The sequence below is a fragment of the Candidatus Accumulibacter sp. ACC005 genome (assembly GCF_907163215.1).
In the GTDB taxonomy this organism is placed as follows: Bacteria; Pseudomonadota; Gammaproteobacteria; order Burkholderiales; family Rhodocyclaceae; genus Accumulibacter; species Accumulibacter regalis.
Genome location: NZ_CAJQUB010000012.1, coordinates 141,881 through 166,896, shown reverse-complemented (window position 1 = coordinate 166,896; position 25,016 = coordinate 141,881). Strand labels below are relative to the sequence as shown.

General features: G+C 59.0%; 21 protein-coding genes and 4 pseudogenes. 5 read left to right on the top strand and 20 right to left on the bottom strand.

What is annotated here, in order from left to right; translation table 11 throughout:
* Position 1 precedes the first annotated feature (1 nt).
* The 4 genes from QZ613_RS14555 to QZ613_RS14545 all read right to left on the bottom strand — a co-directional run bounded on the left by QZ613_RS14555 (position 2) and on the right by QZ613_RS14545 (position 3,068).
* Positions 2-934, bottom strand: a complete 933-nt coding sequence (locus QZ613_RS14555; protein WP_291982989.1) for a hypothetical protein — start codon at positions 932-934, stop codon at positions 2-4.
* Positions 907-1,395, bottom strand: coding sequence for a hypothetical protein (locus tag QZ613_RS14550; RefSeq protein WP_291982987.1), 489 nt, complete (start codon positions 1,393-1,395; stop codon positions 907-909). Before QZ613_RS14550 ends, QZ613_RS14555 begins: the two co-directional genes overlap by 28 nt.
* A gap of 234 nt (positions 1,396-1,629) precedes the next feature.
* Positions 1,630-2,436: an FRG domain-containing protein gene (locus QZ613_RS21210; RefSeq protein WP_366144470.1), complete on the bottom strand. Its 807-nt coding sequence runs from the start codon at positions 2,434-2,436 to the stop codon at positions 1,630-1,632.
* 185 nt (positions 2,437-2,621) lie between these two features.
* Positions 2,622-3,068 (bottom strand): hypothetical protein, encoded by a 447-nt coding sequence (locus QZ613_RS14545; RefSeq protein WP_291982985.1) that lies wholly within the window; start codon positions 3,066-3,068, stop codon positions 2,622-2,624.
* Positions 3,069-3,689: 621 nt separating this feature from the next.
* On the opposite strand from QZ613_RS14545, the pseudogene QZ613_RS14540 reads away from it, so the two are divergent.
* A pseudogene (locus QZ613_RS14540) lies at positions 3,690-4,097 on the top strand (transposase); the annotation flags it as partial.
* A gap of 477 nt (positions 4,098-4,574) precedes the next feature.
* Here the strand turns inward: QZ613_RS14540 and QZ613_RS14535 are convergent.
* The 8 genes and pseudogenes from QZ613_RS14535 to QZ613_RS14500 all read right to left on the bottom strand — a co-directional run bounded on the left by QZ613_RS14535 (position 4,575) and on the right by QZ613_RS14500 (position 12,254).
* Positions 4,575-5,063 (bottom strand): TIR domain-containing protein, encoded by a 489-nt coding sequence (locus QZ613_RS14535; protein WP_291982983.1) that lies wholly within the window; start codon positions 5,061-5,063, stop codon positions 4,575-4,577.
* A gap of 15 nt (positions 5,064-5,078) precedes the next feature.
* A complete protein-coding gene (locus QZ613_RS14530; RefSeq protein ID WP_291982982.1) occupies positions 5,079-5,693 on the bottom strand; it encodes a hypothetical protein in 615 nt (204 codons plus the stop codon).
* Between the two features lie 3 nt (positions 5,694-5,696).
* Positions 5,697-6,014 (bottom strand): annotated as a pseudogene (locus tag QZ613_RS14525) (toll/interleukin-1 receptor domain-containing protein); the annotation flags it as partial.
* Between the two features lie 110 nt (positions 6,015-6,124).
* Positions 6,125-7,483, bottom strand: a complete 1,359-nt coding sequence (locus tag QZ613_RS14520) for an IS1182 family transposase (protein WP_291863770.1) — start codon at positions 7,481-7,483, stop codon at positions 6,125-6,127.
* 75 nt (positions 7,484-7,558) lie between these two features.
* Positions 7,559-8,386, bottom strand: a pseudogene (locus tag QZ613_RS14515) (toll/interleukin-1 receptor domain-containing protein); the annotation flags it as partial.
* An 11-nt stretch (positions 8,387-8,397) separates the two neighbouring features.
* Complete coding sequence (locus tag QZ613_RS14510) at positions 8,398-8,907, bottom strand: toll/interleukin-1 receptor domain-containing protein (RefSeq protein WP_291982980.1); 510 nt, start codon at positions 8,905-8,907, stop codon at positions 8,398-8,400.
* A gap of 161 nt (positions 8,908-9,068) precedes the next feature.
* Complete coding sequence (brxL, locus tag QZ613_RS14505; protein ID WP_291982978.1) at positions 9,069-11,117, bottom strand: BREX system Lon protease-like protein BrxL; 2,049 nt, start codon at positions 11,115-11,117, stop codon at positions 9,069-9,071.
* Positions 11,118-11,120: 3 nt separating this feature from the next.
* Positions 11,121-12,254: a hypothetical protein gene (locus QZ613_RS14500; RefSeq protein WP_291982976.1), complete on the bottom strand. Its 1,134-nt coding sequence runs from the start codon at positions 12,252-12,254 to the stop codon at positions 11,121-11,123.
* Between the two features lie 770 nt (positions 12,255-13,024).
* On the opposite strand from QZ613_RS14500, the gene istA reads away from it, so the two are divergent.
* Both istA and QZ613_RS14490 read left to right on the top strand, forming a co-directional pair.
* On the top strand, positions 13,025-14,524 hold the full coding sequence (gene istA, locus QZ613_RS14495) for an IS21 family transposase (protein ID WP_291982975.1): 1,500 nt from the start codon (positions 13,025-13,027) through the stop codon (positions 14,522-14,524).
* Positions 14,514-15,089 (top strand): annotated as a pseudogene (locus QZ613_RS14490) (ATP-binding protein); the annotation flags it as partial. The gene istA and the pseudogene QZ613_RS14490, both read left to right, overlap by 11 nt.
* 81 nt (positions 15,090-15,170) lie before the next feature.
* Here QZ613_RS14490 and QZ613_RS14485 read toward each other — a convergent pair.
* From QZ613_RS14485 to QZ613_RS14475, 3 genes are read right to left on the bottom strand one after another with little or no spacing between them, the layout of a single operon-like run.
* On the bottom strand, positions 15,171-16,196 hold the full coding sequence (locus QZ613_RS14485) for a tyrosine-type recombinase/integrase (RefSeq protein WP_291982973.1): 1,026 nt from the start codon (positions 16,194-16,196) through the stop codon (positions 15,171-15,173).
* On the bottom strand, positions 16,193-17,104 hold the full coding sequence (locus QZ613_RS14480; protein ID WP_291982971.1) for a tyrosine-type recombinase/integrase: 912 nt from the start codon (positions 17,102-17,104) through the stop codon (positions 16,193-16,195). The genes QZ613_RS14485 and QZ613_RS14480 overlap by 4 nt, the downstream gene beginning before the upstream one ends.
* Complete coding sequence (locus QZ613_RS14475; RefSeq protein WP_291982970.1) at positions 17,098-18,351, bottom strand: site-specific integrase; 1,254 nt, start codon at positions 18,349-18,351, stop codon at positions 17,098-17,100. Before QZ613_RS14475 ends, QZ613_RS14480 begins: the two co-directional genes overlap by 7 nt.
* 48 nt (positions 18,352-18,399) lie before the next feature.
* On the opposite strand from QZ613_RS14475, the gene QZ613_RS14470 reads away from it, so the two are divergent.
* Positions 18,400-18,684 (top strand): ATP-binding protein, encoded by a 285-nt coding sequence (locus QZ613_RS14470; RefSeq protein ID WP_291982968.1) that lies wholly within the window; start codon positions 18,400-18,402, stop codon positions 18,682-18,684.
* Positions 18,681-18,893 carry a hypothetical protein gene (locus QZ613_RS14465; RefSeq protein ID WP_291982967.1) on the top strand — a complete coding sequence of 71 codons (213 nt, stop codon included), beginning with the start codon at positions 18,681-18,683 and terminating at the stop codon, positions 18,891-18,893. The genes QZ613_RS14470 and QZ613_RS14465 overlap by 4 nt, the downstream gene beginning before the upstream one ends.
* A gap of 128 nt (positions 18,894-19,021) precedes the next feature.
* Here the strand turns inward: QZ613_RS14465 and pglZ are convergent, their stop codons facing one another.
* The 5 genes from pglZ to QZ613_RS14440 are packed head-to-tail and all read right to left on the bottom strand — an operon-like array spanning position 19,022 to position 25,014.
* Positions 19,022-20,341 (bottom strand): BREX-1 system phosphatase PglZ type B, encoded by a 1,320-nt coding sequence (pglZ, locus tag QZ613_RS14460; RefSeq protein ID WP_291982965.1) that lies wholly within the window; start codon positions 20,339-20,341, stop codon positions 19,022-19,024.
* On the bottom strand, positions 20,338-20,937 hold the full coding sequence (locus QZ613_RS14455; protein ID WP_291982964.1) for a hypothetical protein: 600 nt from the start codon (positions 20,935-20,937) through the stop codon (positions 20,338-20,340). The genes pglZ and QZ613_RS14455 overlap by 4 nt, the downstream gene beginning before the upstream one ends.
* On the bottom strand, positions 20,934-22,229 hold the full coding sequence (locus tag QZ613_RS14450; protein ID WP_291982962.1) for an ATP-binding protein: 1,296 nt from the start codon (positions 22,227-22,229) through the stop codon (positions 20,934-20,936). Before QZ613_RS14450 ends, QZ613_RS14455 begins: the two co-directional genes overlap by 4 nt.
* Complete coding sequence (locus tag QZ613_RS14445; protein WP_291982960.1) at positions 22,223-24,052, bottom strand: DUF262 domain-containing protein; 1,830 nt, start codon at positions 24,050-24,052, stop codon at positions 22,223-22,225. Before QZ613_RS14445 ends, QZ613_RS14450 begins: the two co-directional genes overlap by 7 nt.
* A complete protein-coding gene (locus QZ613_RS14440; protein ID WP_291982958.1) occupies positions 24,049-25,014 on the bottom strand; it encodes a DUF932 domain-containing protein in 966 nt (321 codons plus the stop codon). The genes QZ613_RS14445 and QZ613_RS14440 overlap by 4 nt, the downstream gene beginning before the upstream one ends.
* Positions 25,015-25,016 lie beyond the last annotated feature (2 nt).

The window sequence follows — 25,016 nt, the reverse complement described above, 5'->3', positions numbered from 1 at the left end:
CTTATCCTTTCGAACAAGGAATCAATGGTGACTCCTGCAACCGTCGGAAGACCTTCGCCTGCCATAGCTCAGTCGCCGGTCTGCCATCCCTGATGAATGATCCGATGACCAATCCATCCGGATCGGGTCCTCCTACGCAAATATAGGCTTCCTTTATCGCTCTGAAGCGATTATCGATTTCTGCTTCCTCGGTGATTCCGGGCGGGTTGGCATAAAGACGTAGCGCCCTCGCCGTCTCAGATTGGGATAGCCCCGATGCAACGTCCATGGAGCGCTCCGCCTGATTCTCGAAGTCCATCCTGACTTGAGCGTTTGTAGCCAGGAAGCGGGCAGCCTGGCCAGTCGCGAAGAACTGGGCGTTGCGAAGCCCGGTCTCACTTGCTGTTCCCGCGGTAGCCGCAGTGTCGATGGAGGCGAGTATCGAAGGGTAGACGTCGTAAGCATCGTCACCGGTGCCAACGGTTCCGATCGGAATATATGAGAATTCCTTGCGTCTGAAGCCGAAGGTCAGGCTGTCCGGCAAACCGGTAGTGAAGCCCACTTTCAGGCCGGTAGTCGTCGCCGTACCAAAGAACATGAGTTTCTTGCCGCCGCTGAGCTTCGGGCCCCTCTCCGTAGACGGGGCAGGATCGGCTCTGGCCTTGACGACGATCTCTGCGGCGTCGCCGGTCGCGTAGACCTGGCGGATTCGCGGGTTGAAGATCGCTCCGTCGGACTTGACCGATGCGATCACGGGCGGGATCTCTCCATTGTCGTAGCGCGGGCCCATATACCCCTCCACCCGGTCATAGGCGAGGCTTGCCGACGCCGGTTTCGAATCCAGGTCGATTCCGATCGAAGTTTTTGTCACGAACAACACGTGGTCGGGTGCCGCACAAGCGGCCACAACCAGTATCGACCCGACCATCAGCGTGACGTTGGCGTAATCTCGCATGGCTTTCCCTCCGTGCAATATTGCAAGCTAACAACATGGACATCATTACCCGCGTACTCGATATAGACCGATTCGTCGCTTGGGAGTCGGGCGCTGAGCGTGTTGTGACTGTAGCCCAGAGACACGCCTGCGAGCGGAGTGACCGCCGAAATCTCGAGTCCGATCGTCATGAGCTCCTGCGCCAGCGCCGTGTGATGTGTTGCGGGAAACCACAGGAAGTACCACCCCGGACGCAAGGTGTCGTCGGCAGGGAAAACGTAGGTTCGATGTGAGTAACCAAAGTGTGCGCCAAAATCGTCAGGACGCGTGCGCAGATGCAATCCGGCGGAATACAGATCCAGAATGCAAGCATCACCGTTTATCTCTACCTTGGCGGCAAGCGTTCCGACGTTCCCAATGGCGCATGCACTCAGAGCACCAGAAAACGTTAAGAGGAGAGCGACTTTCGGAGCACGATTCATTTTTCGAGTGGCCGGCTGTTATTGTTCGTGTTAGTTCTTGGCATCGTTGCCGACGTTTTGGAGCGCGACGCCGGCTCAAGAATCTCTTATTCGAGTGCTTCTAATAGCGAGGCCATTTCTGCTTCATCAGGGCTGACGGCTGGCATTAACTCGCGTTAAATAACCAAGTTGGGCCGCATCAGACAGGCGGCTGCGAGAACCAATCATCTTCGTCTGCAGCGCCGCTTCGAGCGACTATCTTTTAAGGCCGAACCTATCGGATACCGATCGAGCAAGTCCATCCAGATCGGGGAACATCGTCCGATGATCGATTCCAGCTAGCGCAAGGAACTCTCTTGCACCTGGAATTGCGGATTTCGGAATCTCAATCTTGCGGAGGATGGCGGACCGATCGCGAAAAGTGTCCTCCAGCGGGCGCTGGTCTAAACCATGAATTGTGAACCATCCGCATTGAGCGAACATTCGCTCACTTCTTTGGTGTGTGTATATTGCAAGTGGCGTTTCCCATAGCAGTCGCTCACCCCAATCATATGGGTGCGTTCCGAGAAGCAGCTCCCCGTAGTCGTAGGACCGATTGGCGCCCTCATCGCGCGCAAGGTATTTGGGGTCGAAGAGTCGATGCAACTTCCAGGTTGCTTGGTTTAGTGCGTAGGGGTTCAGCATCCAGACGCAAGGGCTGCGCGTGGACCCTTCATCGTGTTCCAGCGTCGCAAAGTACACCGCTACTCCGAAAGTCGAAGTCCAGTCGAGCAGCCTCGTCGGAAGGCCATGATGCTGCATATGAAAGAGGACGTCCCAATCAGTGTGCTCGTCGCCATAGAGCTGCCTGGCCCGAGCCCTAAATTCAAAGAATACACGTCGCTCCAACTTCCAATATTCGTCAAACGATTTCGCCCCTTGCCGATAGAGTGATGGCAACAGCTTGTACGCGACATCGCCGTGCCCCCGAAAAAAACACTCCTGATGCTCTCGAAGGCCAAGGCTCTGCCTAGCTTTGCGAACCTCGTCAACAACGTTGGCGAACGCCGTCGACCCGGTCATACCGTCCTCAGAACATGTCATTGGCGCGATCCTAAGCTCGATGGTTCGTGCACGTCCGCTCGGTCTGCCCAACGAATAGCATTTATCTGTCGCCCTGAAAGCGCCCGGCTCAACCGCTGGCGGCTCGTGGTAAATGAACGCAATTCGTTAAACCTAAACTCTAGGCAGTCGATATTATAATATAGCTATAATTTGGCAGTTTCTGAAACTATCGCATTCGTTATCCATCCCACAGCTCTCGTATTCCGCGACCCGTCTTCGGTGACGAAAATATCCGAACAATTTGGATTGCCGTCCATTGCTTCCTTCGCTGAGAGCAGTTTCGCAGTTTTTTCTACAGTTGCAAACGATAGGAAAGCGTTCTCATACTCTTTCTCTGCGAGGAGGTTAGTGAGCGTTAGCTCTCTGACCTTGATATTTTCCTGCCCTGCTTTCTTGGAAACAAATTTATCAAAGAAACTACGATGCAGGAGATACAATACTTTCCCTCTTTCATCCACGATTGGCAAACGATTTTTGGAGCGTTTGTCAAGTATTTCCTCAATTATGTTAGACATTAAAAGTATGGTGTCTGTATCGCCTGGCTTAGATAGGATAAGCTTTATTGTACTCGCATCATCCATCTTTATCATTACGTCTGCAACAGATATGCTTTGTAGCTTTTGTTCGGTCGTTAACTGCTTAACCAAGTCCGAAGTCTGTTTGGCCGCAGCAACGAAGTTTTCCTTGGAAAATTAGAAGGCTAGGACAGTTCCGACCCAAGTGCCTACAAGCGGCAAGATTATTGCTAATATGTCTTTAACGTAGGAGAAACGCGTCTCAGGAGGAATGTCTGTGCCCGGGAATAGGGCGACCATTATTGCGGCAAACCCCAAAATAGCGGTAACTATAAGCGCGAAATATGTTACATTGCGCCCAATCATTGCCCTAAAAACTGCTTCTTCCTGAGAAACTTGTGGAGGGACGACCTGTCCTCCTGGCGGCGTAGCGGCATTAGACATAACTTTCCCCTTGTTGGTGGCAAAAACATTTTTATACTCAGGCCCGGAATTAACGGCCATGACTTGTCGAGATACCCCAGATGATGAAAGTCGTGACCGTTTCCCCCTCTTCCCCCGGCCCTTCTCCCGCAAGGGGAGAAGGGGGCTTCGTGAGTCGCTTGCGCGACTTTCACATTAATCTGAGAAGCATTGGTGCAGTATAAGAACATGATCCCCAGATTCTGGGCCGACCGGCAATAGAGGAAAGGTCGGATGGCAGTGAGGGTAAGGCAGGACACTGGCGAGGCGACGCCAGAACAGCGGTATGGGGTGAGGAACTGCTCTGATTACGATCGCGCGCAGGCCAATTGAGGCAACGGCACGATCTGGTTCGACGACGCCAATATCAAAGACAATTGGACGACGGCGGCGCCGGTTGGTCGGCGCAAGCCCGGGCTGTACTCGGAGACGGCCATCCACACCTGTTTGACGATCAAGGCCCTGTTCCAGTTGCCTTACCGCGCCACCGAAGGTCTGATGGAGTTGTTGATGCGCCTGTGCCAACTGAACCTTCCCGTACCGGACCACACCCACATGCCCCGGCCTGCGGGTGCGATCTCGGTGAAAGTTCCGCGTCGGCCGAGCAAAGGGCCGACACATGTCGACTCGGCCAGACTGAAAACTGGCGGCGGTGTCGTTGTCAGATAAGAAGCGATCAACCTTCATTTGCATTTCACGCGGGGCTGTTCGTATCCGGACAATGGAGCATCAATTGGTATTTGTCTATTTGTGAGGACGTTGCCCTCAAGCTCGACGGTCTGCTAATCCAATTGGTTTAGAAGCTACACAGTGATGTTTTCTTGCAATACGGTCGTTGAATCTTGCTAGTGGAAAACGCAGGGACGTGCACACCCTCATAGCGCACTTGCGCTGCTTGCCAACGGGAGTCCCGTCAAGGTACAAGACGTGCCATTAACGTCTAGACTTGCTGCCTGGTGTTGTCGACGACAAAAGTGTCCGAACCGATTTACATTAGGCGATCACGCGTCGCGCGTCCAATAGATAAAGATTATAAGGTTAGGCGGTTTCTGGCGTGTCAGTGTGTATTCCACGCAACTGGACAGTGGAAGAAGCCGAGGAAAACGTTGTTTGCCATGGTTAGCGGCCCGCAATCGAAGTTGCAATCCACTGCCCGATGTTCTGGCTTATGTGCGCATAGACATCGCCACTAGCGGTGTAGGGCGGGTCATAGAGCTTCACGGCTGCCGACAACTTGCGTCCATCGTTCAACGTGAACTGATCGAACGGGTTGCTACCAGCAACCGTCGCCTGCTGGCTGTGATCAAGAAGACGATGGATGCGGATGCCAAAGAGTCCTTTATTTCCATCGTTCCAGGACTTCTCGATTTCGTATTTTACCCACCGACGGCTTGCTGTTTCGGCACCAACCAACACGATGGTGCAGCTGCGGCTAGTCATTTGTTCGTCAATCCATCTGCGGATTGCTGCGTCACCGCCGCGTTTCACGTCTTCCCACTTGTTGTCCGTGGCCGAGGGGTTGCCCTCGACGGCGCCAATATTCCGAACCTGAGATGCGCGCCATGAGTCTCGCTGGTAGTGAAAACTGAAAAATACCCTACGCGCCATACCGGTTTCCTTGAATTACCTATTGTCGTTCGTCGACTGATGCGTGGTCGGGTCTTGCTTCGGCGAAGGGAGCAATTCCGAGTAAAACAGACGGGCGAAGTCCACGCTGGAGAGTACGGACTCGTTAGAAATTCCGATCCGTTCGGCAAGTTGGCGTGCAGCGCCGCCGGGTGCTGCAACTGCCAGAGTTTTTGCACCAGGATGAAAACTTCCAAACAGCTCAAATTCCGCTTCGACGCCCTCCATGCCGCCAATGAACACCGCCGCGGTCAGGTCGGATCGCGATAGCATGGCCTTACGCATTCTCAAGAGACTGGCCTCCCTGTCATTGGGAACGGCATCGACAAATACGACATTGCCGAAGTTTTTGTTCTCCTCAGGGAACCGGTCCTCAAAAAACCGGCTCTGGTACAGCACGACCGACTTTGCGTAGTCGATTCCGAGGTCCTCGCAGATGGACCAGATCATCGGCGTGATGGCGGGATGCCCACCCCAGATGATCTGCTGGGTCTTGATCACGGCCATCACTAGTTCACGGACGGCGCACTGGATCAAAAATGGGTCGGCCGTTTCGTGGTAGTTGCCTCGGCCAACCAAGGGCACACTGGCGGACAGGAAGATAGCGCTCACCTCTTATGTCTCCCAATCTGCAAACTGCCACGCGGCTTCGCTGGCCTTGACCCAGCGAGCGCCACGAACATGGCTTCCTAACCAATCGAGGTGCCCGAGCCAGCTGGGGTGCAAGCCGATCGGGTCATACACTACGGCGACAGAGCGATCAGGCGCATTGGTCGTCGCATCATGCAAGGTTATCGAAGTAGGTACGCCGACAGTGGGGTAGACCACGACTTCCCGCCCATCTGGCAAGTTAACATAGACGGCCTTGTTCAGACCAACGCCCACAATCTGTCCACCAAGCTGCTCTACCGCATTGCGGATGTTGCTCACTAGCAGCCTGTCGGACTGACCGCCGGCCTGGCCGGCGCGTTTCACCATACGCAACAAAAAAGCCGAATTTCGTCGGTTTTCAGGCTTTTCCGAGGGTTTTCCCCTCATTTTCCCTACTGCAGGCGCAATACGGCCAGGCGCTTCAAATTCCACGCCATACAAACCAACGTCCACTCGCCGGTGACCTTGTTCAAACCGCGCAGCGAGAAGCGGCGAAAGCCCATCACCGACTTGATGATCCCGAACACCGGTTCGATGGTCTGCTTGCGTAACGCATAGCGCGCCCGTCCTGCCTGGGTCTTCAGGCGATGAGACATGGCCTGCACGGGGGTGGCATTGTCGGGCAAGGCTGCCGGCTCACTGTGGCGCTCCCGCCAGCCCGGGTGGTGCTCGTCACGAGCGACGGCGATCAGGGGATCGATGCCGGCCGCCTCACACGCCTTGATGTTCTTCTCGCTGCAGTAGCCGCTGTCAGCGATCAGGCATTCCACGGCGCCGAGCACCACCGCCTGCGCCTTGAGGGTCGCCAGCATCGGCTCGACTTGCTGTTTGTCGTTGGGCGCTTGCGTGACCCCGGTGGCGACGATCAGCATCGTTGCCGCATCGGCCGCCGCCTGGGCGTTGTACGCCTGTTCGAAGCCGCCACCGGCCACCGGCAGGATGCGTGACTCTTCGTCAGTCAGATTGAGCTGATCTTTGTCCCGCGGTCCAGGCTCGGGCGCCCTGGGCGGCTTGCCGCCCGGCTTCTTGCCGGTGGCTTTTTCCTTGGCGGCGCGGCAGGCCATCTTCTCGTCATATTCGGCCTTCTCACGCTGATCGCGCTCCTTGGCCCGGGCGACTATCGTGGCCTTGGCGGCGGCCATGGCCGCCAGCCGATCTTCGCGACGCTTGAGTTCCTCGGGCAGGCTGACGCCATTCGGGATATCGGCTCGATCCGCTTGTTCCGCCAGCGCCAGCAGTTCCTGAATTTCGCCCTTGAGCTGCACTTCCAGCTTTTCGATGTACCCGTGCGACAACGCACTGTGCCGCGAGGCGTTGGCTTCGATCTTCGTGCCGTCAAGGCAGATGTTCCCCACCTTGAGCACCTTCATTTCCTTGGCCATTTCCAGGACCTGCAGAAACAGGTCGCTCAGTTCGTCAAGGAAACGTCGGCGGAAGGCCGCCAGGCTGTCGTGATCGGGATGCCGGTTGGCGGCAAGAAAACGGAAGGCGACCGAGTCGTAGGTGGCCTGCTCCAGCCTGCGGCTCGAGAAGACACCGGTGGCGTAGCCATAGACCAGAATCGCCAGCAGCGTCGCCGGGTGGTAGGCTTTCGATCCGCGCCCCGCGTACTGACGCGTCAGCTTCGACAGATCCAGCTGGTCGATTACCTCGACAATGAAGCGCGCCAGATGGTCCTGGTTCAGCCAATCGTCCACCGACGGCGGCAGCAGATAGTCCGTCTGGCGGTCAGCAACGATAAAGTTGGACATGCGATGACTCGGTTGCTCGAAGAAGTATGATTATAGCATGTTCGGATCTGGCGCCGGGAAAGTCCGACAGGCTGCTAGGTTGAGATTGCGAACTGCATGGCTTTGGCTGCGCACGGCCTCGAGTTGCAGACAGATTCGCGCTACGGCTTCCTCCGTCAATCGACCCGTCGTCGGGTCGATCTCATCGGGAACGAGCTCAGCCCGGCTCGCAGTTACGGTGCGTACCGAAGGTGTTGAATCCGGCCAGCCGACGCGGAGCACCGATATACCCTTGGCCAACGCACGTCCGAATTCGGCGCTCGTCCAGCGGCTAGCGAAATAGTTAGGGGTGTCGAGCATGACCAGAACATCGGAGTCGCACAGCCGATGCCATAGCGTGGCCTGGAAATCCTCGGCCGGAGCGATGCCGTGGGTGTCCAGGAAAACATCGAACAGCCGAGCGGAAAACGCATCGAACAGCTGCAATGCCGCCTGGCGTGCCTCGTCTCGGCGATAGCTTACGAAGATGCGGCGTTGGCGGGGCAACAAGCCTGCGCATTCCAACAGCGCTGAGGTGGTCCTTTGAACACCGCCGACGTTATAGGCAAGGCAATTCAGAGGGCGCAGCAGTGCCGGAATCTCATCATTCACTTTGGTGACGTCAGAGACGACAGGTAGAATCGGAATTCCGCGGCGCAGCAAACGTTCCACATTGGCCACAGGGGCACCTACCGCGCCGAAGAATACTGCAGCGGCAGACTTCGTCTCCGCGGGGTCGAACGCGTTTGGGCGCACATGCCAAGCAATCTCGTCGCCTAAGCGCAGTCCGAATGGCGCCGTTGCCGCCGAGATGCTGCTTTCAAGTTCACCGAGCATCGCGTCCGTAGGTGCGCCGAGGACAGCCAGTTCGTAAAGGACGGTCAAGGCAGTCCCCTTCAAAGATTCTTAACGAGCACACCGTCGGTGTTTTGGCCGGGCTGCCATACAGCGAGTTCGTTCTTGTCAGACAGAGTAATTTGGCGATACAACTGCAGATACTCGTTGCCGTGCGTCTGTGCGCCGTCTTCCGTGGGAACGATCAAAATCCGGTCGAGCTGCTTCTTCCCGTCGGCATAGCCAATTTCCCAAGGGCACCAGCGCGACGCCATCGAATTCTGCGTCGCCAGAAACAGAAAAAAATCCAGGTCAATGATCTTCTGCTTGATGCGTTGGGCGGTTTCTCGATTCGGTGTGTTCGGCATTTCGGCGTCCTGCCAATCGATGTAAACACGCCAGCCGGCGTCAGACAGCAGATGGACCAAGCCTTTCGCCAAGTCCGCATCCTGGTGACTATGGCACAGGAAAGCCGTCTTGACATCCAACGTCCGAGCCTCGTCCAATGAACGGGCGACAACGGTAGCTTGTCGCGTCGCCGCCGAACGCAATGCGTCAATCCTGATTGCCATCTGGTTTCCCTCGTTCCTCGTCTATCCGTTCAGGGGTTGTAGGCCGAAACCCCAGAATATCCGTGAATCTGAAGCGTGAGCGCAAAGCGAGATGTTGTGCCATCTGATGCCAGCACCTGGGCATCTCTACGCTTCCTGCTCGTTCTACCCTCCCGTTTGGCTCACTCTGCCATTGCTTTCAGCAGCGCATCTTTGGCGTCAGAATAGAACTGGATGTCGATCTTGGTAGCCATATCATCGGATAGGTCGACCAACTGACGCCGACAGGCTACAGGCATAAGCAGGGAGGTGGCCCCCTTCTCGACGGCGATTTCTGCAATCGTTACTGCGTTGTGCACCGGCTCAATAGATCCGCCGAGGTTGATCTCGCCGACGATGATGAGGCCACCGCGTACACCGCGTTTCAGCAGCGATGTGCTCAGCGCGACCAGTGACCCCACGCCAAGTTTCGCGCCGGACTTCGCCGCGTCAAAGGCTCGGAGCTGTACAGTGAACTCGTGTTGCCTGGGGTCTTTGTCACCGACAAGTTGTGACGCCCGGGCGTAGAGATTCTGCTCGGCAAAGCTCAGGCTCTCGCGAAATGCTTGCGGAATCGGCTTGTTAAGCACCTTCACCCCCGAGCCCGGCCCTTCATTCACATCGACACGGTACAGCCCTGAGTTCTCGTCGTTGCCGCCTGGGCTGATGCTCCACACCTGTCCTGGTTCCAGTGGATCACCGCCGATGCTGTTGTCGCATTGGAGTTCTGGCGTTGACACAAACTTCTCAACACCATCAGCCCCCATGGTGTAGCTGAAATGCGTGTTGCGGAACTCGGCTGCACCCACACGCTTTTGCTGCTCCTTAACGCGGCGGCGCCCTTCCATCGCAATGCGCACCGCCCATTCCAGGTCGCCCTCCGGCACCGCGTCCTCGCCGCTCGGGTAAAGTAATTTCAACAACCCACTGACTGTCTTGTTGATCGCATTCGTGTCACGGCCGGATAGCGCACCGCCAAAGAAAACGCGGTTTTGCAGCTCGCTCACGCGACTCTGGTTTCGCAGCTGGCTCCAGCATTCGGACAGGAAATCGCTGACCAGACCGAAGTGGTCGGTGACTAGGTCTTTGTTGATCTTCGGCACGTCCCAACCAGGCAGAAACGCGTGGATCCGGTCCATGAAGGCGGTGTCGTCGCGCATTTCTGGCGGCATCGGGCCAAACAAGTGCCCCACGCGCTGTTGATGTTCAACGTCAACGTCGAAATTGCCGACCAGGACAATGCTGCCGTCCGCGCGGATACTCTCCTTGCCGCGGCTGAACTCGCCGGATTCCATGTAGCCCTTCATGATGTTCACGCCATCCTTCTGGTCGAAGGAAATGCCTGACACCTCGTCGAAGCAGACCACGTCGTACTGGCACACCAGACCCCGGCGGCCCTTGGCCGTGTTCTCCACGAACATCTTGGCCACGGTGGCCTTGCCACCTGAAATGAGGTGGGCATAAGGCGAGACCTGCTGGAACAGATGGCTCTTACCGGTGCCACGCGGTCCGAGTTCCACCAGGTTGTAGTTGCGCTCCACAAACGGAACCATGCGCAAGAGAAGCGCGTTGCGCTGGCGGTCGCTCAGATCTCCGGATTCAATGCCGATGGAGCGCAGCAAAAAGCACTTCCATTCTTCGGTGCTGAACGCCTGGCGTGCCTTGGCCAGGGTATCCAACACATCGCGCTTGGAGAGCTGAATTTCGCGCAGTGACGTGATGCCAAACGGACGCCCTTTGCTTTCCTGGGCGATTGCCACATCGAACGTTACCCCCAATTCGGCATAGAAGCCCCCGGTCAGCATGCGTTCATGTTGATTGACCAACTCGCTACTAATGCGCACGTCGGTCAGGCGCAGGCTCGGCAAGCTCGCTACGTACTCGCCTTTGTTGTCCACCCGCGCCGTGACAATGTCGATGATTTTGACCTCGCCAGTTTCCAGCGCCTTGGCCTTGAACAACTCTTCCTCACCGGCCCGCACGGTGCGGGATTTGAGCTGTCGTTGAACAATCTCCAGCCCTTCGTCGATCTCCTCCTGATCGGTACTGGCGCAATACCGACCGAGCATGAATTCGACCACGTAGGTGGGTACCGGGAACTGCCGACTGAAGGTGCGAACCAAGTCTTTCCGGACCAGATACCCGTCCAGCACCGAGGCGGCTTTTCTGTCGAGATGATCCAATTCAATCATTCATCATTCTCCGCCGATCACGGTGTTTGCTTCGGCCACCAGCTCGCCAGATGTGCTGAGCAGGACGAGAAACGCTTCGTGGCCTTGCAAGTCTTCGTTCTCAACAACCACCGATGCGGTGCCATTGTCCTTGAGCGGTTTCACGCTCACCACCACGCTGGAGGCCGGGTCGCCCGCCTGCGTCCGAATGTCCAGAGACAGATTCGCGTACTGGCCATCCACGCCAATCGTGCAACGCAAACCTCTCCACGCGATGTCAGTCACCTCGGCTACCGGTTTTCCCGACGCGTTCCCGCCTCGGGTCACTACCAGATCCAAGGTGAGACATTCCTGGAGGCTCAACCCTCCGTGGTTATAGTCCACCGACTTGCTGTAGCAACTCACCCCATCGGCCAAGGCGAACTGCTGATTTGGATTCCAGAACCAGGGGTACAAACGCTCACTGGTGGAAGCGCCGGGCTTGATCGAGGCGCAGCGCCCCCATTTGTTCTCGGTGAGGTCCTTGGACATCTGAATCGTGGGTAACTTGCCCGGCATGAGTAGCCAGCCGTGATCGGTCACCACCCGAACGCTGTTCCAACCGACAGCCAACAGGGCGGCGATACGTTCCGCAATTTCTGCGAGAAGCGGGTCGATGTGCTTGGCCAGCTTCCAGCCGCGCGCATGTCCTTCGCTGTCGATGTCGCCGAATTCGCACCATGCGTTGCCCTGGCCGTCGCCGTTCTCGGTACGGTCCAGTACCTTCCAATGGTTGTCGTTCAGGAGCTTCTTCAGATGGTAGCCACCCTTGAGCGACTGCCCTGTGGCAGCGACACAAGGCTCAAAGTCATCGCAGTCATCGGTACCGCTGATCTTGGCCCGCACAGGCGAAGCAGCTGCCTTGCCGGTTGCGGTCACACTGGGTAAGGCCGTCCAGATCATGGTTTCAGCAACCTGGCAGCCACCCGCCTCCAGGGTGGCCGAGAGTCGGCGAGCCGCATCAAAGCGCAGGCCATCGACGAACAGAACGCATTCGCCCTTTGAGGCGGCAAAGGTCTTGGTGTTAACGGTGTCGCTTTTCCGCCGAAATCTGGCGTCCACGGCCTGACGTGGTGGAAAGGCCAGTCGGTTTGGTTTTTGTTTTTGACTTTTAGCCAAGCATGAATATGCTGGTTTTCCGGTTTGCCGCCGGCTAGGCTCCCGGCGGACGGGTTGCGCAGCAAACCGTCGTCTGGCAAGCGAAGCGCGGCAGGAATGGGCAACCAGGAATCGATGAGCGCCGTCGGGTATCGACGTCCCGGGGTTTGAGCGGGAGGTGAGCTGCGGCCCGGCATGACCGGCGCGGCAGTAGCGTTCGCGTGGCCGATGCGGTAGAACGCCCGGCGGCCGGTGGAGACGCAGGCGCGACACCGGAGCCAACCGCCAAGCCAGACCCGATGCCGCGCCCCGTAGCCCCATAGCGGCGACGTTGCCTGCCTAGTATTTCACGAAGCGCACCTCGCCGTCAGATTCCCATTGGCCGGGACGGCCAATGGATCTCCCTGGAAGACGCTACCTGTGCGCCGCTTGCCGCACAGCCGTGCTCATTTGCAGCCACTGTGATCGTGGCCAGCGCTACTGCACCACGAGGTGTGCCGACCAGGCCCGCCGACAGTCTGTCCGCGCCTCGGGTGGCCGCTATCAAGACAGCTTGCGCGGCCGTCACGCCCATGCCGAACGCCAGCGCCGTTACCGGGCCCGGCAGCAGAAAGTGACGCATCAGGGTTCCCCACCCAGGGCCACCCCTGTTCAACTCTCCTGCGAACCGACGTTGCCGGCCGCACCGCTGCCAGGGCACTGCTGTCGTTGTCATCGTTCCTTGCCGGACGGAGTGCGCCAGGACTTTTTGCAGCGTCGGATTCGCCGTCACCCACCCGACCGGAGAAGACATGGCCCTCAGCCCCGAGATTGAAGCGCAGATCCTGCGTTATTACCACGCCGAACGCTGGCGTATCGGCACCATCGCGACCCAACTGCACGTGCATCGCGACAGCGTCGCCCGCGTGCTCGCCCAAGCCGGCTTGCCGGCACTCGGACCGGTTCGCCGCGCTTCGGCGATCGATCCTTATCTGCCGTTCATCCTCGAGACCCTGACGCAGTTTCCGCGCCTACGTGCCTCGCGCGTGTACGACATGGCCAAGGGTCGCGGTTATCCGGGACGCCCGGATCACTTCCGGCACCTGATCGCCCGCCACCGACCGCGCCCGAAAGCCGAAGCCTACCTGCGTCTGCGCACCCTGCCGGGCGAACAAATGCAGGTCGACTGGGGTCACTTCGGTCACCTGGAAATTGGTCGGGCACGCCGGCCGCTGATGGGCTTCGTCGCTGTCCTCTCCTGGTCGCGGCAGATCTTCCTGCGCTTCTACCTGGGCGCCCACATGGAGAACTTCCTGCGGGGCCATGTCGGCGCGCTGACCGCCTGGGGCGGCTGCCCGCGGGTCGCCCTGTACGACAATCTCAAGAGCGCGGTCCTTGAGCGCCAGGGGTCGGTCATCCGCTTCCACCCGACACTGCTGGCCCTGGCCGGTCACTACCGCTTCGAGCCGCGCCCCGTGGCAGTGGCGCGGGGCAATGAGAAAGGTCGCGTGGAACGGGCCATTCGTTTTATCCGCGATGCGTTCTTCGCCGGCCGCCGCTTCACGGATGTGGACGATTTGAATGCGCAGGCCGACGCCTGGGTCATCGGGCCTGCCGGCGAGCGACGCTGCCCGGAGGACGAGGCGCTGACGGTGCATGAGGCTTTCGAGCAGGAACGAACACGCCTGCTGACGCTACCGGGGAACGCCTTCCCGACCGACGAGGTCAAGGCCGTCTGCGCCGGCAAGACGCCGTACGTGCGCTTCGACCTGAACGACTACTCGATCCCGCATACCTGCGTGGCGCGCACGCTCAGCGTCGTCGCCAGCCTGGATCAGGTACGCGTCCTTGATGGCCAGACCGTGGTCGCAACGCATCGGCGCAGTTATGACCGCCGGCAACAGATTGAAGTCCCCGAGCACATCGCAACCCTGGTCGCGCATAAGCATCAAGCCGCCGCGCATCGCGGCACCGATCATCTGGTGCAGGCGGTGCCGACGAGCCGTGAGCTGCTGACGCAAGCGGTCGAACGTGGCGAACCGCTGGGACGCACGGTGCGCGCGCTGACCGAGCTGCTGGAAGCTTACGGCGTGGCCGAACTGACGGCGGCGATTGCCGACGCGCTGGGGCGCGGCGTGCCGCATCCCAATGCGGTTCGTCTGGCCCTGGAGAAGCGCCGCCAGGCGAAGGCGGAACCGCCGCCGTTGGCGGTGCCTTTGCCGGAACACGTGAAACGGCGCGATGTCCCAGTGCGCCCGCACAAGCTCGATGACTACGACCAGTTGATGGAAGGGACACCGGATGACGAATGATGCCCGCCGCCAACGCGCAGCCGCTTTGCAGTTGCACGGCCTCCTCGCGCATTGGGCCGAGTGTGCGGAGCAGGCCTGGCTGGATCCTTTGCTGTCCTGGGAAGAAAGCGAACGTGCCCGCCGCTCGCTCGAACGGCGGCTGCGCTGCGCCCATATCGGACGCTTCAAGCCCTTGGCCGATTTCGACTGGACCTGGCCGCAGCAATGTGATCAGCGCGCGATCGCCGAACTGATGACCCTGGACTTCCTGCAGGCGACGACCAATGTCCTCCTGGTCGGCAGCAGTGGCCTGGGCAAGACGATGATCGCTCAGAACATTGCGCATCAGGCGGTCCTGGAGGGACACACGGTGCTGTTTGCGACCGCAGGGCAGTTGCTCGGCGATCTGGCCGGCCTGGACAGCGACTCGGCGCTGCGCTATCGGCTACGTCGCTATGCGGCGCCCGACCTTCTCGTCATCGACGAGGTTGGCTACCTTTCTTACTCGAACCGTCACGCGGACCTACTCTTCGAGCTGATCAACCGGCGCCACGAGAAGAAGAGCACCCTGATTACGACAAACAAGTAATGCGGTGCACCGCATTATTTGTTTAATGCGGAGTTGAAGATTATGCAGAGCCCCTTGGTCAGAGGCTCTGATTTGATGCTATTTCTTGGGCTGTTGGCTGCGCATAAGGGAGCGGGTCTTGAGCAGGGCGATCAAGTGATCGGTCGCCTTGAAGCGCCCGGCGCGTAGTTTGGGCGGGATGATGGATTCGAGCGCTTCGAGCTTTACCGAAGGATCGACGCGAGTGTACATTTCGGTAGTCTGTAGATGCGTATGTCCTAACCAAAGAGACACTTTCCGAAGATCTTTGGTCGCCTGCAAGACCGTCAGCGCGCAAGTGTGTCGCAAGACATGTGGGCTTACGCGTTTGGTCGCCAGCGAGGGACAGCGCTGCGATGCCTTTGCCACGTGTTTGTGCAGGATGTACTCGAAGCCGGAACGTGTCATCGCTTCGCCTTGAGCATTTACAAACAGTTCGGGCACCCGCACGTCTCCGCGGACCGCCAACCATGCACGTAGTGCGGAGGTGGTTTCCTTCCACAGCGGCAAGCAACGTTCTTTTCTGCCCTTACCATGAACGAGTACGCTTGCCTGCGGCTGTAAACTCAGATCGGCCAGTTGCAAGCCGACCAACTCCGACACGCGCAATCCTGCCGCATAGCAAAGGTGGAGCATGGCGCGGTCGCGGATGCCTTCTCGATGCTCGGGCAGTGGCGCGTGCAGAAGCGCTTGCATTTCATCACCTGTAAGGTGACGAACCAGCCGCGTATCGGCCTTCTTGAGCGGAATCGCCAGGACGCGCTGAATCTGCTCCATCGCCGAAGGAACGCGATAAGCCATGAAACGCATGAACGAGCGGATCGCGGCAAGCCGCGTGTTTCTCGAAGTCGCTCCATTGCCGCGCGTGGTTTCCAGGTGATTCAGGAAGGCGCTTACCAGACAGGCGTCGAGCTGCTCAAAGTTGAGCGCACACGGAGCCACCTTGAGGCGATCGCTGGCGTACTCAAACAGCAGCTTGAATGCGTAGGCGTACGACTCACAGGTGTTGTCGCTGGCATTCCGTTCGAGGAGCAGGCGTTGTTGGAGAAAGGCCGTGATGTGGGGCGCGATCGGAGTCGTGGTCATGGCCGCTCTCCGGTGAGGAAGCGTTCGCACCGCTCGGCGATGTTTCGCATCAGCTCCGGCGTTGCTTCAAGGTACCAGTACGTGTTGGCCGCCTGGGCATGACCGAGATAGGTTGACAGCGACAACAGATGTTGCGTGATGTGATCGCGATCATCCGGACAAGTCTCCAGGGCTCTGACGGCGAAGGTATGACGCAGCGAATGCGGCGTCGCACGAGGCTGCCCGCGGTTGCACGGCAGACCGATTTTTCGAGCGGCCGTCTGGAATGCGGATTCGACATTCCCCAGGCGCAGCGGCTTTCGATGCATGGAGACGAAGAGGTGAGGATCATCGAATGGAGGCTGACGACGTCGTCGTTCGAGATAGCGCGCGAGCTGCGCTTGGGCGGTGTCATGGAGCGGAACGAGGCGGCTCTTGCGGAATTTGGAGGATCGAATCACCAGCCCATCAGCGGTGACGTCCTCATAGCACAAGCCGATCGCCTCCGAGACGCGAAGACCCGTGCAGGCAAGTAACGCGAAAAGCGTGCTGTAAGTGTCGCGCCGCAAGCCCTGGTAAACCGGCTGAAACGCTGCCGCCACCAAGCGCTCCACTTCGTTTCGGGAGAGGATGTAAGGCGTCGGCCTTTGCCGCGACTCGCCGCCAAAAACGGGCTCGGGTAGCTCGTGGCGTGGGTCTTCCGCTCGCATGTAGCGGGCAAAGCGGATCACTTCGCCGAGCCGGCGGGCGCGTTGGTGAAGCGTTTGGGAAAGTCCGGCCCACTCGATGGCGATTCGTGAGCAAACGTGCTCTTCGCCTCTCGCGCTGGAGAAAGCCGCGAAGCTGTTCAGCAGGTGGCCCTCGGAACGTAGCGCGAATCCGCACGCACGGCGTACGGCCAAATACGATTCAACCGCCTTCCTTAACATGATGGCATCTCCGACCACGGTTGGGCAATCTGCCGCAAAGCACTGACATCCACCTTGGCGTAAATCTGCGTGGTCTCGATCGAACGGTGGCGCAGCACCGTGGCGATATCCTGCAATGACGCTCCTTGCCGCAACATTGAGGCGGCCAGCGAGTGGCGAAGTACATGGGCGGCGCCCCGGCTCGGGCATTTGACCTGAGCTCGGCGCATCGCTTGTTCGACGATCACGGAGACGGCACTATGATTCGCGAAGCCTCGAAACGGCGCACGAGCACGAAGAAAAACGGCGTCGGCATCGCTTTGCGGTCGTCCCTCCAGCAGGTAATCCGCAAGGGCTTGGCCGACCTCTTGGGTAAGCGGAAAACGTGTGGTACGTCGGCTCTTCCCACAGACCGTAATCCAGGCGCCCTTCCAGTCGATATCAGCCAGCTGTAGTTCAACAATGTCGCCAGCCCGAAGGCCGAGGCGGGCCAACAGAAGCAAAATGGCGCGATCGCGCTTCCCGAGCGGAGTGCCCAGATTGCACGAAGCGATCACACGCTCCACGTCATCACTTGGCAGATAGCGTGGTAGCGACGAAAGACGCCAATGCGCGACAACCGGAATCGCCGCATCCAGACCCGCGGGGCACTGACCTTCAGCGATCAGAAAACGCAGGAACATGCGCACCGCTGTTGTACGCTTCTTGGCCGCCGCCCACCCGGACTTCTGGACTGCTTCAAGGACAAACTGGCGCAAACCCTGCGCATCCAGTCGACGCGGATCACCGCCGACACGCGCGATCAACCGCCGCAGCGGGATGCTGTAGTTATACAAGGTCGCCGCACACGTTCCGCGTTGCTCACGCATCCACTGCTCGAATGCACAGAGCAAAACCGGTTCGGTAGAGCCCGGTGTCGTCGCCCGCGCGCAGGCGACGACACTGCCCGCACGCTGAAGCTGTTCGACGAACAAGCGTGCGCCGCGCAACACGTCGCGCTGGTTGCTATGACCGTAACCTGGGCACCGACATTGCTTCAGATGAACAGCGAAGCGTGAAACGACCTGATCGTCAAAACCGTCGGCGGTTATGCCCGCCTTGTCTGCCCAAGACAGAAAGTGTTCCGCCCCACGAATATGCCTACGCGCCGTAGTGCGCGCATACCCCGCCTCGCTCAGCGCTTCCGCAAAGCCAGCGAGCAAATCTCCGCCAGGACCGCCGCGAAGCGCTCGCATTCGTTCACAAGAATCGAAAAATCTCTCGAACATGACCTCTCCTTTCATGGATACCTTTGGCCGGATGACCATCGATATTATGTGGAGTGGATCAGCCTGGGCTGCCGCCATGCTCTCTTGATTCAACAGGAAAATCTTACCGCTCAGACTCCTTGGCTCTGCATAATCTTCAACTCCGCATTAAACAAATCGTTCTCGGAATGGTCGGAGGTGTTTCCCAACGCCAGCTGCGTGGTGGCGATGATCGACCGCCTGATCCATCACGCGGAGATACTCGCCATCAAGGGAGAGTCTTACCGGCGCAAGGAGGCCCAGGAACAGGCCGCTGCCAGATCCAGGAAGCGCACGGCGAAGGCGGCGACGTGAAGCTCATTCATCAACCTTCCGGTTTGCAGGACGGTCTCGACTTGCTCATCGACTCCCGCTGGTCACCGGATCAGGCGATGGCGGTCATCGAGCTGCTTGATGATTTGCGTGATCGCATCTGGGCGCATTACGAGGTCGCTTTGCAGACCCGATTCCGCGAGCTGCGGGTGACACACCGCGACGTCGAGACCCACCATCCGCCGTTCTAAACCAATTCCACACCATCAAGACTCAGGGGCCCGCCGGGCCCCTGTTTCGTTCACGTCGCTCCGCTCATGTCGCCGCCAAATCCCGCCGCCATTTAATGCCGCCAGATTTCTGCGGATGTACGCAGCCGCTAACACTTGGCGTCGGCGATCGTTCCACCGGGGTAGCTCGACCCGGCCACCAGCATTTGCAGGTAGCGCGCAGACTCCTCCAGCCAGGGCAAATAGATCGCCCGCGTCGCTGCTGTCACCGCTTCGATGTCAGCAGCTTTGTCCGCGCAGGCGAGCGCCGACAACACCGCGTCGTCGGCCCGCCAGCCATGGGTGGCGTAGCCGGCCTGCAAGTCTGAAACCGAGCCGGCCGCCAGGGCTGTCTTGGTCATCTCCGCCACTACGGCCAAGTATTTGGTGGCCAATGCCAGTGGCGATTCACCCAGCTCTGCCCAGATCAGGTCACGGCGGGGTGCATGGATCTTCTCAATCTCCAGCACCCGTTTCCTCGCTTTGTGCGCAGGTAGGTGGTTCAAGGCCAGCAGATCATGCTGTAGCAACTTCTCCTGCTCCTCGTTCCATTGCGGCCAACCACTCAGCTTCTCGACGGGCGTGTCGAAGATGCCCAGATCCGGCGGTTTGCATTGGCGGATTCGGCTCGGGATGTTGGGGTAGCGCTTTGGTGCCTCGCTGTACCGCTCCCACACCGAATGCCAAGGCCCCTCGCGCATCGCCAGTTTGCTGGCGCCCGCGAGAATGCCGTCGCGCTGGGGGTTGAACGCCAGTTGCGACTTGCAGACCTCAACAAAGGCTTTCCATTCGTTCGCACCGCGTGTGGTTTGAAACGCATCGCCCAAGTCCAGCCACTGCAGCAAGTCACGAACCGGGTCGCCACCGGTCAGCAAGGTGTTGAAGTAGTCCTTGTTCAGCCGCTTGCCTTTCAGCAGCTCCAGCTCTTCATCCAGCAAGCGGTATAGCGCCAGTTGCATGGCGTTCTTGGCTTCATTGTCCTGGGCCACATCCAGACCCATGCCGCCTTGGTCCGACTTCAGAAAGGCCATGATGGTCCAGTCCTTGGCGTTCGCCTGCGACCAGATCACCCCCCGGTACTGCAATTCAGCCAAGGGTTTCAACAGGTCCGGGCAGTCTTCGATCGCCCGCAAGTCCTGGCGGCTCACCCCAGGCAGGTAAAGCACCGGTACCCGTTCGGCCGGTAAGGATACATCCGGCGCTTTGCCAGCGATCACGCAGCGCAGCCAAATGGCCGGTCCGACGCGTTTCTCTGGCACGTAGTCGCCCAGCACCAGCAGTTCGCCCAGCTCACTCTGCAGGCGCGAAATCACCGCCTCCCACTGGCGGTCTTTGTCTGACCACAAGATGCATGAGGGCGTGACTTGAACCTCTGGGTTGAAGATCGCCGAGTCGCGCAGGTTGAAGACCAGGTGTTCGATTACCCTCATAACAGTCCCTGGCGATTCGCTTCAGCCCAGACAAAGGGGGACTTGCTCTTCAAGTACTCCGAAGGCAGGCCGTGCTCCAGATACTCTTGGTACCAGCGAGCGCGCAGCTCTCTACATTGCGGATCGTCAAGCCCAAGTCGTTCTATAGTTTCCTCGACAAGGCGCATCGGCACGGCACCCAAATTCTGGTTCGGGTAAACATGACCTGTCGAAAGTTGTAAGCGAAACAGGTCAGATGCAAGGTGGAACGGGTCTAACATGTCGCTGAACTCGCGCTTTCGACTGTTCATGGTCGAGCACGCCAGCCGATAGTTGCTCCACTCATAGGCAAGCCCCGCATTGGCTGATTTGGCGATGAAATGATCAACGCTCCCGCCTCCCATCACACGCTCAAAAAAGATCCCAAGGTATGCGCAAACCCCTCCGTACGCTTGGTGCAGGTCTGTCAGACAAGCGCGCCAGTAGGGTTTAATTTCCGCCTTGGAGGGCAAGGGTTGCCCCCGTGGAAATCCCTTCTCGATGAGGTGGGTCAAACCTTTCTGGCGTACTGCCGCATCGAAAGCAGCGGGTTCTGGCTGCGCAGCAACTGGAATCATTGCAACCACCCCTGCTTTTCACCGACATAACGCCAACGAATCCAGAACGGATCAGTGTCGCCCAGCAGTTTGCGCAAGCTCGCATCCAGAGTCGTTGCCTTCGCGTGATCAATCTCCTTTTCCGACAGGATCAAGGCTGCTTGCTGCAGTACCTTTTCTGCCTCAAGAGAGCGCGCGCTACCAAGATCGAAAGCTTCGCTTACGAGCCATCTCGACACATCTCCCAGCCGCACAAAGGGACGGCGGCTGAACGCTACAGTGGCCACGTCATTCTCGTGCGGGCGCAATAAATCCAGATCCCACCAGGCATCATGCTGCTCGTCAAACATGGGCTCGACCGAGGCCATCACCAACGGCGAATGCGTTACCGCAATCAGTTGCACTTGGGCAGACGCGGTCAGTTGCGACATCACCTGCAGTAGGGTTGGAATAACCGTACGTTGCCACCTTGGATGAAGATGAGACTCCACCTCGTCAATCAGGAAGGTGGTCTTGGATTCAGGCTCCTCGCCCATCAACTCCTTGGCCTTAAGGTGTTCTTCCCAGCACCAGACCAGAAAATAAGCCAAAGAGATGACCCGACGCATGCCAGAAGACGCATGCACCACCGCGACTTCTTGCCCATAAGGCATCTTAAGCGTCGGCATGTCACGCACATCATTCAAACTAATACGGGTCAGCGCCCCAGGCAGCAGAATCTCAGCCGTTGAGGGCGAAAGCGCAGCCAGAACCGCCGCCAGGCTCTCGAAAGCCCGGCCTTTTTCCTTCTGCCAGCCCGCCCAGTCGCGAATTAGGCCATTGCACAGCCAGGTGCCATCGTCACGCTGAAGGCCATCCCAGACCTCCTTGGGGCTGAACACATATGCCGGCGGACGATCCAGGGCTTCTTCCGCTTTGGTTCTCCAGTAGTTGCGCGCCGGGTCCCATACGGCAAAACTGCCGTCCGCCATAGCGTAGAACACCAGCCCCGGATTCGCGGGTCGTCCCGGTGGGATACTCCAGTTCTGCAATCGGGGCTCGAAGGTGCTGACATGCTTCTTGGTCTTTACGACACCGGTAAAGGAGAAATCAATCTCTGCCTTCTTCTTTTTGTCGGTTGGCAACGCCACCCTGCCCGACGTCAGTCGAGAATTCAACTCGCCGGGCCACTTTCGCGTCATCGCCCACCATGCGATATCGAGCAGAAAGCTCTTGCCCAAGCCGTTGTCCCCAGTGATCAGGTTAAGCCGGTCGGCAAAATCCAGCTTGGTATCGGCAGGACCAATGTTCGTCAGTTGCAAGTGTTTCAGCATGACTTTCCCCCAGATAGGGCAAATAAACTCATGACCCGATCCACCAGCGCGGTCGTCCGCGCATCGATCTGCTTCACGCTCCACGCCTCGGCCGTTGCCAGCTCGGCGTTCAGCTTGAGGCCATTCTTGTAGCCCACTTCACGGCCGTTGCTGTCGGTGCGGTCGCGCTTGTCTTCGAAGCTCTTGTTGCCCAGTGCGCTGTTGAAGCCCGAAATCGTCAGGTTGCCCAGCTTGTGGACATGGGTCTCCTGAATGGCCTGGGCTTTCTTCGCATCTCCGTCCGCAATCATGGTCACCCAAGACGCGGGAATCTTGTCGCCCTGCGGGAAGATGTGCTCGATGGTCCACACGAAGAGCTTGCCTTCGTACTTCCAGAGGTCCACCCAGGTTTCCTTGGTCATGCTCTGCTCGGCCAAGGCGCAAAGCACAAACCGGGTGACCCCAGCGTTCTCCTCGTAGATGGCGCCTTCCAGCTTGCTGCGGAAAGTCTCGTCGCTGGCTGACACCGCCAGCAATTCGTCGCGGATGATCTTCACCACGGCGTCACCAGAAAGCTCTGCCACCTTGTCGATGGTGGCCATGAACAGGCGCGTCAGGTCGCGAGTGGGCGGCGTGTCGGTGAGGTTGCGTCGAACGAAGAAGCAAACCAGCAGCCGCGCAATCTCTTCCAGTTGCGCCACGTCGATGCCTAGCGCTTCACGCCGCACCAGCAGGTACAGCATCAACAGGTATGACGGGGCGCCCTGAATGCGGTCCAAGTCCTTCAGCGGCTTGTCCAGCGGAGCCCAGGCCTCGTCGGTGTTCCGGGCCAGCATCAGTGCATACAGCTGGCCGGCGGAACGAATGGCCTGCAGATGGTGCTTGGCATCCTGGTTGATCAGCTTCTCGTAGATCTGGATCAGGTTGGACCTCGTGGCCACCGGGCCCAGGGGGTCCTTCTTCTTGTCGTCGTCCTTGCGGAACGGCACGTTCAGCGGGTCTTTGAACGCGTTGTAGTAGTGCCGGAAGAAGCGCTCCTGGACGCTGTAGTCATCGCCCAGGTAGCCCAGCAGCTTGTTCCACACGCCAAAGTAGTGGTCCACCTTGCCAGGCTCGGTGGTTTCCAGCCGCGCCAGCAGCTTGTTCTTGATCAGGTCGATGGCCGTGAGCGGCATGCCCCGGTTGTTGAGCGACTCGAACAGCGTGTAGGCATCGGCGTGGCTGGCCACCTCGATCTTCACCAGGCAGGCCTGGCTCACCTTGTCGAGGAAGGCCATGATCGACGCCAGGCGATCGTTCTCGCCGTCCACCATCTCTTCGATGCGACCCTGGAAGTACCGGAAGGCGCGGAAGATCTTCCGGTTGCCCGCGTAAGCCGGCGTATCGAACGGGCTGATCACGCCCACGTCGGACAAGACGGCGCGGTAGTCGATCTGGTTGTTGTTCTGAATCTGCGGGATGACGCGCAACTGGTCGTCTCCCTTCTTCAGCACCAGCTTGCGCTTGAGGTTGATCAGCTCAACGCGCTGATCGTCATCCAGGTCTTTCTCGTGCAGCTTCAGCGACTGGTACAACGCCGCGAAGAGCAGCGACAGCGTCGTCAGCCGCTGCTGGCCGTCCACCACCTCCAGCCGCTGCACCGCCAGGGTATCGGTGGTCTGGTTGATGCAGATGATCGAACCCAGGAAGTACCCGGGGTCGTTCTCTTCGACGTCATCAAACAGCGTCTCCCATTGGCTCTTGCTCCAGGTGTATTCGCGCTGGTAGCGCGGGATCGCATAGACCACGCCCGCCTCGATGTCGAAGAGCTGCGAGACCGGGTAATTGTTGACCGACTTGATCATAGGGACTCAATCACCTCAGCCGTTTGGCGGTAGTCGGCCAGGTAGCTGTCAAAGGAAAAATCAGGGTTCTTGATGGCCGCAATGAAGTCGTCCATCCAGCTGCCCGCCTTTTGCTGCAAGCCATGCATGCTGGCATCGGGTGCGATCACGCCCGCGGGGCGCGACGCGTAGTCCGTCAGCACGTTCAGCGCGGCATAGCCGTGGGGTCCCATCTCCGTGAAGTAGGCCGTGGTCAGGCTCTTGGCCTGCTCACGCAGCGCCAGAAGGTCGTCGACGCGTCTTGGCTTTTCAACCACGTCCTTGGTCGCCTTGATGTCGAAGGCGCGGCAAAGCAGGGGCAGCATCTCCTTCTCAGGCACGTGGTAGCGCTTGAGCTGGTGCAGCTTCTCGGTCAGCGAGGTTTCCAGCTTGCGGATGTCGCCGATGTTCTCGACGAAACGGACAACTCGGTCCATGCCGCGCCGGGTGTGGGCGTAGCTGAACTCGATGCTCTTGCTGCCAAAGATGATGCCGTTCAGGCAGATCCAGCGGCAAAAGCCCAGCTCGAAGCGCAGCAGCCGGGTGCGGTTGTAGCTGTTACTGATACGCAGGAACGCCGTCCACTTGTCCCTCTCCCACGGCGAGAAGTCGGCGGTCTTGTGGATCAGGTCGATGTGGCAGAACGACCGAGTCTTGGGCATGGTGATGTTCAAGCACTCCATGTCGCCGATCTGCGTGGTGTGGAACACCTTCTTCATCACCTCGGCGGCCATGTCGTAGGCCGCTTTGTTCGTCACCAGCTCGTAGTCGTCGGTCACCACCGCAAAGGGGTTCTGCCGCTCCACATCGACCAGCGCGAAGTGGCGCTTGAGCTGCTGATATTTCTCGAGGCCGTCTGCAGTCGGCATGAACAGGGGGCGCATCTCCACTGGGAAGAATGCCTCTGCGGGGTCTCTGGCCTTCCAGGCTCGGGCGGTTGTCATGG